At 38.1% G+C, this 13,254-nt stretch carries 12 protein-coding genes; 2 read left to right on the plus strand and 10 right to left on the minus strand.

Going from position 1 to position 13,254, the window contains the following annotated elements:
• Positions 1-74 precede the first annotated feature (74 nt).
• On the minus strand, positions 75-830 hold the full coding sequence (locus L866_RS0100515; RefSeq protein WP_025728100.1) for a YibE/F family protein: 756 nt from the start codon (positions 828-830) through the stop codon (positions 75-77).
• Complete coding sequence (locus L866_RS0100520) at positions 830-1,906, minus strand: YibE/F family protein (protein ID WP_025728102.1); 1,077 nt, start codon at positions 1,904-1,906, stop codon at positions 830-832. Before L866_RS0100520 ends, L866_RS0100515 begins: the two co-directional genes overlap by 1 nt.
• Positions 1,907-2,087: 181 nt before the next feature.
• Between L866_RS0100520 and L866_RS0100525 the strand changes: the two genes are divergently transcribed.
• Positions 2,088-3,236 (plus strand): CD0519/CD1768 family membrane protein, encoded by a 1,149-nt coding sequence (locus tag L866_RS0100525; RefSeq protein ID WP_025728104.1) that lies wholly within the window; start codon positions 2,088-2,090, stop codon positions 3,234-3,236.
• Positions 3,237-3,570: 334 nt separating this feature from the next.
• Here L866_RS0100525 and L866_RS0100530 read toward each other — a convergent pair whose 3' ends face one another.
• A complete protein-coding gene (locus L866_RS0100530) occupies positions 3,571-5,355 on the minus strand; it encodes an oligopeptide ABC transporter substrate-binding protein (protein ID WP_025728105.1) in 1,785 nt (594 codons plus the stop codon).
• Between the two features lie 228 nt (positions 5,356-5,583).
• Between L866_RS0100530 and L866_RS0100535 the strand changes: the two genes are divergently transcribed.
• Entirely contained in the window at positions 5,584-6,195 is a 612-nt protein-coding gene (locus tag L866_RS0100535; RefSeq protein ID WP_025728106.1) for an alkylmercury lyase family protein, read from the plus strand.
• Between the two features lie 53 nt (positions 6,196-6,248).
• Here L866_RS0100535 and L866_RS0100540 read toward each other — a convergent pair whose 3' ends face one another.
• The 7 genes from L866_RS0100540 to metG form a co-directional block, all read right to left on the minus strand.
• On the minus strand, positions 6,249-6,569 hold the full coding sequence (locus tag L866_RS0100540) for a zinc ribbon domain-containing protein YjdM (protein WP_025728107.1): 321 nt from the start codon (positions 6,567-6,569) through the stop codon (positions 6,249-6,251).
• Positions 6,570-6,641: 72 nt separating this feature from the next.
• Positions 6,642-7,421 (minus strand): ABC transporter ATP-binding protein, encoded by a 780-nt coding sequence (locus tag L866_RS0100545; RefSeq protein ID WP_025728108.1) that lies wholly within the window; start codon positions 7,419-7,421, stop codon positions 6,642-6,644.
• Entirely contained in the window at positions 7,418-8,311 is an 894-nt protein-coding gene (locus L866_RS0100550; RefSeq protein WP_025728109.1) for an ABC transporter permease, read from the minus strand. The genes L866_RS0100545 and L866_RS0100550 overlap by 4 nt, the downstream gene beginning before the upstream one ends.
• A 15-nt stretch (positions 8,312-8,326) precedes the next feature.
• Positions 8,327-9,349 (minus strand): tryptophan ABC transporter substrate-binding protein, encoded by a 1,023-nt coding sequence (gene trpX, locus L866_RS0100555; protein ID WP_025728110.1) that lies wholly within the window; start codon positions 9,347-9,349, stop codon positions 8,327-8,329.
• A gap of 313 nt (positions 9,350-9,662) precedes the next feature.
• The gene (locus L866_RS0100560; protein WP_025728112.1) at positions 9,663-10,289 is read right to left on the minus strand and encodes a ribonuclease M5; all 627 of its coding nucleotides are present in this window, start codon (positions 10,287-10,289) and stop codon (positions 9,663-9,665) included.
• Positions 10,282-11,076, minus strand: a complete 795-nt coding sequence (locus L866_RS0100565) for a TatD family hydrolase (RefSeq protein WP_025728114.1) — start codon at positions 11,074-11,076, stop codon at positions 10,282-10,284. The genes L866_RS0100560 and L866_RS0100565 overlap by 8 nt, the downstream gene beginning before the upstream one ends.
• Positions 11,077-11,106: 30 nt before the next feature.
• Positions 11,107-13,125: a methionine--tRNA ligase gene (gene metG, locus L866_RS0100570; protein ID WP_025728116.1), complete on the minus strand. Its 2,019-nt coding sequence runs from the start codon at positions 13,123-13,125 to the stop codon at positions 11,107-11,109.
• Between the last annotated feature and the right edge of the window lie 129 nt (positions 13,126-13,254).

The following is a 13,254-nucleotide window of genomic DNA, read 5'->3' on the forward strand; positions in this document are numbered from 1 at the left end:
AGTTTAAATTAATTTATTAACCATTTTAAAAGCATTTTTTAACTTTAATATGTATCGCATTCGTGCTTATTTTATCATTTTTTTGCTTTTTCGTGCTGTAATCGATAAACAAATGCGGTTACTGGTAAAGTTAACAGTGCGAAGCCACCTGCTAGGCACATGCCTAACACTTGTCCGGTAATAATTTTTGCGTTAACAATCATTTGCCAAGAATAATGTAGATCAAACACCCAAATGACTAGTCCAATATATTGTCCAAAAAAGGCAAATAATAATGTGTTCACAGTTGTTACTAAAATATCTTGACTCACATTCATTCCACTGCGCATGAGTTGTTTTGGTGAAATGAGCGGATTGGCTAATCGAATTTCGTCCATTGCTGTTGCTACTGCGATAGCGGCGTCGATCACTGCTCCCATCATTGAGACGAGTACAACCATTAAGCTAATAGCGCGGTAACTAATCCGTCCATTCATTGAGAAGATATCCATCTCATGTAATTCTTCACTACTAAACCCGTGAATATAAACTGCATCGAGAAACATCGGTGTGACGAACCAAGCAAAAACAATTAATAATAAGCCCGATAGACATGCTACTTTCATTGCGGTATGGTCGCCATTTAAAACTAACGTATTAAAATACAGCATGCCTAACCCTAACAATAGAACTGCCAGTCGTGGGGGCATGCCCATACCAATCAGATGAACCATTAAAAAGATACTGCCAATATTAATGAATAAACCAATAAACGCTAAACTGCCACGCTGACCACCCACTGCGGTCATTGCAATAAAAACGATTAAACTCATTAAAACAATTGCATTCATTATTTTGCCCCCCTTTTCAATAATATTGAACTTAAGTAGGCACTCACCGGAACAGTTAGAGTAATACCTAATGCACCGACCAATGCACGCATTAATTCCAATGATAAAGTTATTTGAGCGGTTTGAGTATAGGTCCAATCATTCTCTAAGTAAAGGAACATTAACGGTAAAGCTTCACTTACATAGACGAAAAATAAAATATTAATCATTGGTCCTAAAATATTACGTCCTACGCGTCGACTCGCTTGTAACATCTCTTTTGCTTGCATACCGGGATGTTGTTCTAATAACTCACTCATTGTCGACACAATGGTAACCGCCACGTCTGTTGTCGCACCTAATGTTCCGATTAATAAACTAGCGACAAAAACTTGTCGATAGGGACGCGTTAAGAATTCCATTTCCTCGAAGCGTATGCCTTGATCACCGGTTAATTTCATAATGATTGAAGCTGTCCCCCATGCGAGGGCTGTGCTGATGAGTGTACTTCCTGCCATCACCACACTTTTGGCGTTCCAGCCATTCATGGAAAATGCCATTAATAGAACCGCTAAGACACTAAATGTGACAACTGCCGGTAGCAATGGTACAGCGAGTTGACTCGTATAAATGTAGATGACGACGATATACAGTAATAAATTGCCGAAAATACTAAGAACAGCTGCTACGCTTTTCATTCGCCCGACTGCTAGAACAATCATTAAAAAGAGCATCATCCCGGCCCATACGTAACGATCGCGTTTCACCGAACGGATTTCGATGGCGGTTCGATTAGCTGTGACGAATACTTCGTCTCCGACGCGATAGCGCATGGAACTTGCTTCTGAAGGAATGTAGTGATGACGGATGGTGATCTTTTGATCTTTTTGTGGTCCGTTCAGACGTTTGGCTTGAAACTGTTGGAATTGTGTATCGTGAGATTGCTCTTTCGATGGCTTCATCGGTTGCTCTTCTTGAATGAGTTGAACAATAGGTTCGTTGTACCATTCATAATTGGTGGATAAGATTAGCCATCCGATGATGGCAACGACTCCGACGATGAATAATGTTTGATTGTTTTTTATATGTTTTTTCATAAGCCTCACTCTTTTATTTTTATTTATATATATTATAGAAGAAACACATCATTTTTTTGTCTCATTTTGTGAATCTTAAAAGTTTATCTCGAAAAAAATAGTGAATCATTTGAATGTTTTTCGTATCTGCATCCTATTTTATTACATTTTGTATTATACTTAAATGAAGCGAGGTGTATCAATGAATAAAAAAATAGCGTATCAACCAAGTATTAGTCGTGAAAACTTTGTGTTTTCTATTATCTTTTTTGGATGTTTTGGTTTGATGGCTCATATTATGGGCGTTTCTCATTTATTAATGACTTTAATGCGTACAGCTAATGATTTGTTAATTAATGTGTGCTTTTATATTATGGCCATTTCCGTATTAGCTGGCGCCATTTCTGGTTTATTCTCAGAGTTTGGTGTCATTGCTTTAGTCCATCATATTTTATCGCGGTTTATGAAGCCCGTTTATGATTTACCGGGAGCTGCTTCATTAGGTGTTTTAAATTGTTATTTATCCGATAATCCGTCGATTTTGACGTTAACGAAAGAAGCGAATTTTCTTAACTATTTTAAACAGTATCAATTACCTGCTCTAACTAACTTAGGGACTTCTTTCGGAATGGGGCTAATCATTACAACAACAATGGTCGGTTTGGATGTTCCTGGTGCTGTCACTGCCGCTTTAATCGGTAATGTGGGCGCTATTGTCGGCAGTATTATTAGTGTCCGTATGATGTTGTATTATACACGGAAACAGTATGGAACGACAGCTCTCGTGGAAAATGAAGAAGTGAGTCAATTGCCTGATAATACACGTATCGTTCGACAAGGAACATATGGGACGCGTCTGATGGAAGCTTTATTGGACGGTGGAAAAGTTGGTGTTCAAACAGGTATGGCAATTATTCCAGGCGTAATCACCATTTGTTCGATTGTCATGCTGTTGACTAATGGGCCAAGTGAAGCGGGAACTTACACGGGAGGATTAAATGAAGGTATTCCCTTACTTCCTTACTTAGGCGATCATCTTTCTTTTATTATTCAGCCGTTATTTGGGTTTAGTTTTAAGGAAGCTTTAGCAGTGCCGATTACAGCACTAGGATCAGCTGGGGCAGCGATTGGTTTAGTGGGACAGATGAGTAAGAACGGCTTAGTCCAAGGTAATGATATCGCCGTTTTTACAGCAATTTGTATGTGCTGGAGTGGTTATTTATCCACACATATTGCGATGATGGATGCTTTAGGGACGAAAGAAATGACAGGGAAAGCGATTTTAAGTCATACAATTGGTGGCATATGTGCTGGAATTTCAGCACATTGGATTTACTTATTACTTGGTTAATTCTTCCACAGACAATTTTAAGTAGAATTTTATAAAGGATGACGAGCCGATGCTCATCATCCTTCTTTAGTTTGGCGATTTACTATCTAAGCACTTAATAATCGATCTCTTATGCCTTCTCTTGCTTGTTTTAAACTACTTCTATGCACAATGTTAAGCGAAACGAATATCGCGTTGTTCGTATTCCTATGCCGTTTGAGCAGATGCTATTTAGTCATTCAAATGATTACTTTTGATGCTCAAAACAAACAAAAACACCTCAACTCATTTGGTGGATGAGTTAAGGTTTTTCGTTCTCTCTCGTTATAAAGAATCATAACGCTTTATTGGTTGTTTATTTTGCTCGTTTTTCGTCGAGTAATTCAAGCTTGTTCAAGCTGAATTTACTTGGAATTGAGCTATTTTCAATCGAGTAGTTTTTCACACGGTTGTTAACAGCTGTAATGCTCGATCTGAACAATGTTGGTAATGCAAATACTTGTTCATGAGCATATTTTTGCCATTTGTTGTAAGCTTCTTTACGGAATTCCATATCAAAGGCTTTATTTGAAGAAATATCTTCTAATAATTTTGTATGTTCTTCAGATGAGAAACGTGTCATATTAAATTGTGCTTTCGGTCCGTATAATCCTGAAGGATCTGGATCAGAGCCTGTTCCCCATGCAGCTGAATAAATGTCAATTGCTGGATCATCAGCTTTTACTTTATCGTAGAATGAGTTAAATTCAATTGGACGACCTGTCGTTAGACGAACGTCTAATCCAATTTCGTTCCACCATTGGATATATGCTTGTGCTAATGTTTCATCATTGGCACCACCAGCCATTGTCGCATAGTTAATGACAAAGTCTTTTCCATCTTTATCTTTACGGAACTCGTCGCCTTCTTTAGCATATTTGTAGCCTGCTTCATCCAGTAATTTGTTTGCCATTTCTAGATCTTGATGGTAACCATCTTGTCCATTATTTTCTTCAAATACGGGTGGAATTAAGCTGTTCGCACCATGACGTGTACCTTGATAGAATTTCTCAGCAATTTTGTCATTATCCACCGCATAGGCCATTGCTTGACGTAATTTAACATCTGCCATTTTTGCATTTGGATCAGGTACTACTTCACCTTTTTCATTATCCCATTTACCTAGTTTGAATCCGATATAGCTATAAGCTAAATCTTCTGTTCCTAGAATTTTGAAGTTTGTTGCGTCTTTATAGTTGTCATATTGATCTTCAGGCATTTTAGCAATATCATAGTTGCCATTTTCCATTTCTGAAACAATGTTTTTACTTGAAACGACTTCAATGATGACTTTATCTACTTTTGGTTTACCGTTCCAGTAATATTCATTGGCTACAACCGTTACTGATTCGCCTGATACTGATGAATCGACTTTGTATGGTCCAAAGTCTACTGGTGATTTACGTACGTAATCACTTTCCATTACTTTATCCATTGGGATATCTTTAAAGATATGTTTTGGAATAGTCATTCCTAATAAATCGCCACCCGCTAGGAAAATAGATGGTCCCATTTCTGTATATTTTAAAATAACTGTTTGATCGTCTACTTTTTCTAAACCAGAAATTGAATCGGCTTCGCCGTTATGGAACGCTTCTGCTCCTTCAATTTTCCCTACGTAGTTCGGGTAACGAATTCCTGGATATTCAGGATGAGCGATGAATTCATGTGTAAAGATGTAATCATCAATTGTCATTGGTTCGCCATCTGACCATTTAGCGTCTTTAGGGAATGTTACTTTTACGCTCTTTTCTTCTTCATTTACTTCAAACTGAGCAAATCCATCGTTTGTTAAATGGAAGCTGTTGTCTGTTGTAAAAATACTATCATTTGTAAAACCTAATACATTGGAATCTGGATTAGAATCATACAATGCGATATTAAAAATTCCTGAAATTGGTGAATCTGAAACAAGCGCGTATTTTAACTCGCCACCTTTAATTGCTTCACCTTCTTGTTCAATTTTACTGTCGAATGTAACGATTTTTGCTTCACCATCTTTTGAAGATGATTTGTCGTCTGATTTTTCTCCACTACCACATGCTGCTAATAGTAACGCTGATGCGAATACGGGTACTGATCTTTTTAATAATTTATTCATTTAATTTCCTCATTTCTTTGTCCATATCTAAATGACTATAATCTAATATTAACACCTTTCTCATTTTATTGCAATCATTTAATGAAAATATTCTAATCTTTTACTAATATTTTTAATTTTTCGTTCATAATTATCATTTTGACGTCTTTCTATGGGTATGATATACTTCATTCAAATCGTTACCATGTCGATTTAGTTTTATATCATTTCACCTTTAGGAGGAGTATTATGTCTATTACACCAAGCCATTCGCTACTTCAATCGCTTCATTCCATTGAATCAAAACTTTCACCAGAAGAAATTCAATGGCGTAATCAAATGATTGATGCCTTATTATCCGACGAATTATTAGAATATGCTAAAAAACATCCCAGTCGAGTATCTGCTCTACAAAAGAAAGATGTCTTGCAATTAAATTCTAATGAAGAGATTATGACGTTCTATCCATTTTCGTTACAACCTACTCCACATCACGTGACGATTTTATCCACTGGTCAAACATTTTATGCGATGTGTGCGATTGATTCCATTGGTATTGCTTATATGTTACAAACAGCTATTTCTATTACGAGCCAATGTCATCAAACCGGTGAGCAGGTCACGCTTCATGTGACGCCGGAATCAATTACGAGTGAACCAAACAATGTGCACGCTCTGTATGTTGACTTAAGTCAGTCTGATACGTGGTCTACTTGTTGCTGTTGCCAAATGCATTTTTATAAGGATCCAGAAGCATTTCGTGCATTTGTCGCTCAACAGGGTGCCCCGAACTTGCCCTACGAATTACTCGATTTAAACGATTCAGCTCGTTATGCTCAAAAACTATTTGAACGTCAATAACAAAAAAATACCTTATCCATTTTTCTGGATAAGGTATTTTTATATGAAGTGCATTACATTTTTTTAACGACTTCAGATTTTAAGTAAAGCGCGCCTACTCCATCCACACGACCTTCTAAGTCATGTCCATTTTTAGGTTCGTCTAAAATACGAATATTTTTAGCGCGTGTTCCACGTTTCAAGGTATCTTTACCCATTTTTAAATCACGGATAATCGTAACGTCGTCGCCTTCTTTTAATTCATTTCCGACTGCGTCTAATACTTTTTCTTCTTCTAATGAATGGTCTGTCCACATATGACCGCATTCTGGGCAGTTGTAGGCCATTCCATCACTATAACCATATTCACTTTGGCATTTTGGGCATTGAATCATTTGTTTTTCTCCTTTTTCGCTGATTGTTTCTTCTATTATATCATATTCACTAACTGAAATAAGTCATGCGCGTTATTTCGAATGTTTTTCTTTCACGTCATACGATGCGAGCAATTCGTAAAGTGACGTCGTCGTTAACTGGGCTTTTTCTTCTGCTGATAAATCCCGAACGATTTCTCCTTGATGCATAACGATTAAACGATTGCCATATTCAATCGCATCGGACAACTGATGTGTGATCATTAAAGCCGTCAAGTGATCGGTTGTAATTTTTTCTTGCGTTAGTTCCATCATCATGCGTTGTGTTTTGGGATCTAAAGCCGCCGTGTGTTCATCGAGTAATAATAGTTTTGGTGCTCGAATAGTCGCCATCAATAACGCGATTGCTTGCCGTTGTCCCCCCGATAAGACGCCCATCTCACTGTTTAAACGATGCTCTAATCCTAAATTCATTGCTTGCAGTTGTTGATAAAATTGTTCGATTTCTTGTGACGTTTTACCTCTTTTTAATCCTCGACGACAACCGCGTCGTTGGGCTAAAGATAAATTTTCCGCAACGGTCATTCGTGGGGCCGTACCTTGTAATGGATTTTGGTACACTCGGCTAATCGTTTGTGCTCGTTTACTTTCGCTTTGATGACTAATATCTTTTCCTTCTATAAGAATAGCACCAGCATCTAAAGGAAAGCTTCCCGCAATGGCATTGAGAAAGGTCGATTTTCCTGCGCCATTTCCGCCAACAATGGTAATGAAGTCCCCTGGGGTAATTGTCAAACTGACTTGACGCAATGCATGGTGTGCTCGATTCGTTTGTGGATTAAAGGTTTTATCGATAGCTTGTATTTGAATCATATCGTTCGCCCTCCTATCGGTAACACGCGTTGAAATAATCGTCTAAATTGTGGTAGCGTTAAGCATAAAGCGATTAAGAGCGCTGTAAATAATTTGAAATCATTTGCATCAATGATTTTTAATTGTAAGACGCCCATTACAAAGAGTCGGTAAATAATCGATCCTAATACAATACAAATCAGTCTTAAAATAAAGGTGACTTGACCAAAGAACACTTCTCCAATAATGATTGCAGCTAACGCAATGACAATCGTGCCTACTCCACTATTAATATCAGCAAATCCGTTATGTTGCGATAGAATACCTCCTGCTAGAGCAATAATACTATTAGATAGCATCAATCCTAAAATAATCATTCGATTCGTTGAAATACCTAAAGAGGTTGCCATCGTTGGATTATCACCTGTCGCAATAATAGCTTGACCGATTTCAGTTAAAAAAAAGCCATACATTAAGTCAATCAAGAGGATGACAAAACCTCCTCCTATTAAAATTAGGTCATAATATAGCGGTAAGTTAAATCCGCTGAATGCTTTAAAAATGGTTGATTCATTTAACAAACTTAGATTAGGTCGTTGCATCACTTTCAAGTTGATGGAGAGTAGACCGGTCATCGTTAAAATTCCCGCTAACAAGCTCGGTATTCGACAGACCGTAATCATCACCCCGGTCACTAACCCAGCTAGTGCCCCTGCTATCATTGCTAATAACGTTGCTAATAATGGATGAACGCCTTGATGAATAAGCATCACGCAGGTCGCTGCGCCTAATGGATACGAACCTTCTGTTGTCATATCCGCCACATTTAATATGCGAAAACTAATGAACAACCCTAATGATAAAATGCTCCACAAAATACCTTGAGCAATTGCTGAAACGAATAATTCCATCATGTTCCCTCCCTTTTACTTTGATTGTGTTACATTCACATCGATTACTTGTTTCTGATTCGTTGACGGTAATTGAATATTGAATTGAGTCGCTTTATTTTTGTTTATGTAAATAATTCCTTCATTCGCTAATACTAGTGGTATATGAGTTGGACGTTTTCCTTTTAATACCTCCACCACTACTTGACTCGTTTGATAACCGATTTGATATTGATCGACCCCAATCGCTAACACGCCACCATCTGCTACCATTGTATCGGATGAGGGGAAAACTGGAACGTTGTATTGATCGGTTATCGGTATAACAATATTCATTGCACTCGCAATCGTATTATCGATGGGAATGTAAATCGCGTCTACTTGGCGGGCTAAATGTTCAGTCACCGGTTGAATATCATTTGAATGATTCACCGTTGCTTCAATAGCAGTCCATCCCATGGCTTCTATTATTTCTTTTGCTTCACTTGCTTGTTTCGTCGCGTTATCTTCACTAGTCGTATATAAAATGCCTACTGTATTCAATGAGGGTAAAACGTCTTTCATTAAAATAAGCTGATCTTTAATGGGTGTTCGATCACTCACACCGGTCACATTATTTTCTGAAGCGACCTCACTTTTCATCAATCCCGCTTCAACGGGATATGTAATGCCTCCCATCACAATCGGAATAGTGCTCGTACTATTTGCCAACGATAACGTTGCGGGTGTCGTAATGCCAACGATGACATCATTCGCGTCTTGCACCAATTGTGTACTCATCATATTCAAATGACCTTGATCACCTTGGGCATTTTTTAAATCCAATGTCATGTTCTCTCCATCTACATACCCACTCGCTTCTAATCCATCAACTAATCCTTCATAAATTCGATCTAATGCGGGATGACTAAGTAATTGCAACACGCCTATTTTATAATGGGATTGCTCTTGGGTCAGGTTAACTGCTTGATTGCGATTAGGCATGTTAAAAAATCCATAAATTAAAATGAGCAGGATAACAGTGACACAGCCATATATTCGTGTAGTATTTTGTTTCATTCGTTTCCTCCAATATCCCTTGATTTACTTTTAAAACAACAAAAAACCACGTAGACATTTACTCTACGCGGTCATGTTAATCCTTGTTGTCGCCCACATAGATACTCGTTCATCTGAAATGAAGGTTGTATCCATGTAGAATAAACATGCACAGACAACCTGTATCTAGTCGACTTGCCAATTTTTATTTAGTGGATGGGTCATTCGATTCAAGTGCATGCCTTACTCTCCTTTTTGATGCGTTGTTCCTATTATAGCGTGCATCAAATAAAAGTCAATGCTTTATGGCATTTATTCTTTTTATCTTCTCACTTTATTTTAATGAAGGGTCGCTCGACTCGAGTTGGTCTAAGGTTTGAATCAATTGACCTTTAGTTACTTGATGCCATTTCAAGCGTTCAAGTAAATGTTTCCCATTCACATAGCCCATGCGTAACGCCTCTAATAAGGCTTCCCGACGACGCCGTGCTTTCGGATGACCAACGAGATGCAGTGCTAATAAATCGGACGCGTTCAGATCGCTAGCGGTTTGTGCTTGGCGTTCTGATTCAGTCGTTATTCTCGCCATACCACTCCACAAAACTTCTCGTAACGTTTCTAATTGCGCGTGTTCAATCCCTAAACTTTTGTCTTTATTGCGCGATGAGCGGGCTTCATGTCGTCTTAAGTACAAATCAATCGGTGGATGTGACAATCGTTCTTTTAAAATGCGTCGAATTCGTTCTCCTTGTACATCCGGATCGGTAAAAATCATGAGCCACTTCGTTTGTTCCAATTGTGCTAATTCGATTTGAACTGCTTCAGAAACAGCTGAACCACCCGTTGCAATCGTTTGAAGACGTGAATCAACTAATGCTAAACGCTGTTGATCACTCTTTCCTTCGACTACAATGACTACCGATTCAAAAGGAAAATCTTCCCAGTTGTATTCCTTATTCAACCGCCCAACCCTCTTTTTCAAGTCCGAAGAGTTTCATCGCATTTTGCGTCGTTTCTCTTCCCACTTGTTCATAGCTAATTTGACGGACTTTTGCCATTTCTGTCGCTACATATTGAACATACGCTGGTTCATTTTGTTTGCCCCGGTATGGAACAGGCGCTAAATATGGGCAGTCTGTTTCAATTAAATAGCGGTTGGCCGGAACGATTTGTGCAGACGCACGAACTTCTGGTGCATTTTTGAACGTTAACACCCCGCTATATGATAAATGCATATCTAAATCTAAAAATCGCTCCGTATACTCTGGATCTCCATTAAAACTATGCATTACACCACCTGTTTCGTATACTTTTTCTTCTTTTAAAATACGATAACAATCAGCAATTGCATCACGATTATGAATAATAACAGGTAATTTCATTTCGCGCGCAATGGCTAGTTGGCGACGAAAGGCCCGTTCTTGATCAGCCGGTGTTGACGTGTCCCAATAATAATCTAATCCCATTTCACCCATTGCTACTACTTTCGGATGGGCTAGTTGCTCGATTAAATACTTTTCAACTGTCGCATCATAAGCGTAACTTTCTGTTGGATGCCAACCAATAATGGCCCAAACTTGTTCGTATTGCTCAGCCAGTTCAATGGCGCGTTTAATCGTTGGATAGTCAAATCCAACGACATTTAAATAGTGAGCATGAAATGTTTTTGCACGTTCAATCGTTTCAGCTTCTTTTCCAAAGAACACTTCTGTATTAATGTGCGTGTGCGTATCAAATAAACGAACCATCTAATCCTTCTTTCTTTTGTTTCAACTCCATTAAGCGATGATTGCACCGTTTGGAATATTTTTCGGTGCACGAACGATTTCTAATTGACCATCTTTTTCAGCTGATAAAATCATTCCTTGGCTTAATTCGCCACGCATTTTACGTGGTTTTAAGTTGGCCACAATACATACTTTTTCTCCCACTAATGCTTCGGGGTCTGGATAAAATTCGGCAACGCCGGATAAAATTTGGCGGTAACCTTCATCGCCTGCGTCTAATTTAAATTGTAATAATTTATCGGCACCTTTTACTTTTTGACAAGCAATGACTTCCGCTACTTTTAATTCAATGGCTTCAAATTGATCATACTTGATTGCCTTTTTCGTTAAATTCAACGTCGTTTCGCTCGGATCAAATGCGCCTTCCTCTTCTTCTGACACTTCTTCTGCTTGCTTAGTTGGTGTCATCCAATCACGAATAACTTGTGTTTCTTCTTCTAAATCTAAGCGTGGGAAGATTGGTTGTCCTTTTTTAACAACGGTCAATTGTTCTGGTAATTGACCGGATTGAATTCCTTCTAATTGTTCTAAAACACGAACGTCAAAACCTAATTGGGTCACAATCGCTTCTGGTGCGTCTAGTAAAACTGGCTGAACTAAAGTTGCCACAATTCGTAAGGCATCTACTAGTTCTACCATCACACGTGCTAAAGTGCCACGTTCTGCTTCGTCTTTAGCTAACGTCCATGGAGTTGTTTCATCGATATATTTGTTTGCCCGACTTACGATTGTCCATGCACTCATTAATCCACGAGAGAAGCGCATCGCTTCCATTTCTTCAAAGTAAGTGGTTACTTCTTGTTGAATAACCGCTCTAAAGTCTGCATCAAAGGCTGTTTCAGTCGCTTCAGCCATTGGAACTTCACCGTCAAAATACTTATTAATCATCGCAATCGTACGGTTTAATAAGTTACCTAAATCATTCGCTAAGTCTACGTTAATTCGTGTAATGTAGCTTTCTGGTGTGAAGACGCCGTCGCTACCAAAGCTTACTTCACGCATTAAATAGTAACGTAAAGCGTCTAAGCCATAACGTTCTACTAATTGATCAGGATAAACGACATTTCCTTTTGATTTAGACATTTTACCGTCTTTCATCAATAACCAGCCGTGACCAAAAATTTGTTTTGGTAATGGTAAATCAAGTGCCATTAAGAAGATTGGCCAATAGATAGCGTGGAAACGAACAATTTCTTTTCCAATCATATGCACATTGGCTGGCCAGAATTTTTGGAACAATTCATCTTCATCCGTACCATATCCTAATGCTGTAATGTAGTTTGTTAGCGCGTCTAACCAAACATAAATGACATGTTCAGGGTCACTCTTCACTGGAACACCCCATGTGAAGCTTGTTCGTGTTACGGATAAATCTTCTAAACCTGGTTTGATAAAATTGTTAATCATTTCATTTTTACGTGATTCAGGTAGGATGAATTCAGGCATTGCTTCGTAATATTCTACTAAACAATCAGCATAGCGACTCATTTTAAAGAAATATGTTGGTTCTTCTACCCATTGTACTTGATGGCCACTTGGTGCTACTCCACCAATGACTTGACCATTTTCATCTTTATATACTTCTTCTAACTGTGATTCAGTAAAGAATTCTTCATCAGAAACCGAATACCAACCTTCATACTTGCCTAAATAAATATCGCCTTGTTCTAAGAAACGTTCAAAAATATTTTGAACAGCTGCCATATGTTTAGGATCTGTTGTACGAATGAAGCCGTCATTAGATATTCTTAATTGTTTCCACAACTTTTGAATGTCCTCTGCCATACCATCTACGTAAGTTTGTGGATCTAATCCTAGTTCTTTCGATTTCAATTCGATTTTTTGACCATGTTCATCCATTCCTGTTAAGTAATAAACATCATGTCCCATTAAGCGTTTGTAACGGGCCATTACATCACAGGCAACTGTGGTATAAGTATTTCCTATATGTAATCGTCCACTTGGGTAATAAATAGGTGTTGTTATGTAAAATGTTTTATTCGTCGTCATCATTATCCTCCTTTTATTCAATCTCTACTATTATATCATAAAGGGTACTTTACTTGAGCGTATGGCCTTATTTTTATACCGAATTATTCAATTTTTTCAAAAAGAATCACGTCAATATTCCTTCATATT

Origin of the sequence: Atopobacter phocae ATCC BAA-285 (genome assembly GCF_000526675.1) — a bacterium.
Classification (GTDB): Bacteria; Bacillota; Bacilli; order Lactobacillales; family Aerococcaceae; genus Atopobacter; species Atopobacter phocae.

Bases quoted from the DNA above. Each gene is read 5' to 3' on its own strand.
- trpX (WP_025728110.1), bottom strand. From the start codon at position 9,349: ATGAAACAAAATACTACACGAATATATGGCTGTGTCACTGTTATCCTG.
- L866_RS0100525 (WP_025728104.1), top strand. From the start codon at position 2,088: ATGAATAAAAAAATAGCGTATCAACCAAGTATTAGTCGTGAAAACTTT.
- L866_RS0100565 (WP_025728114.1), bottom strand. From the start codon at position 11,076: ATGGTTCGTTTATTTGATACGCACACGCACATTAATACAGAAGTGTTC.
- L866_RS0100535 (WP_025728106.1), top strand. From the start codon at position 5,584: ATGTCTATTACACCAAGCCATTCGCTACTTCAATCGCTTCATTCCATT.
- metG (WP_025728116.1), bottom strand. From the start codon at position 13,125: ATGACGACGAATAAAACATTTTACATAACAACACCTATTTATTACCCA.
- L866_RS0100530 (WP_025728105.1), bottom strand. From the start codon at position 5,355: ATGAATAAATTATTAAAAAGATCAGTACCCGTATTCGCATCAGCGTTA.
- L866_RS0100550 (WP_025728109.1), bottom strand. From the start codon at position 8,311: ATGGAATTATTCGTTTCAGCAATTGCTCAAGGTATTTTGTGGAGCATT.
- L866_RS0100545 (WP_025728108.1), bottom strand. From the start codon at position 7,421: ATGATTCAAATACAAGCTATCGATAAAACCTTTAATCCACAAACGAAT.
- L866_RS0100540 (WP_025728107.1), bottom strand. From the start codon at position 6,569: ATGATTCAATGCCCAAAATGCCAAAGTGAATATGGTTATAGTGATGGA.
- L866_RS0100515 (WP_025728100.1), bottom strand. From the start codon at position 830: ATGAATGCAATTGTTTTAATGAGTTTAATCGTTTTTATTGCAATGACC.
- L866_RS0100520 (WP_025728102.1), bottom strand. From the start codon at position 1,906: ATGAAAAAACATATAAAAAACAATCAAACATTATTCATCGTCGGAGTC.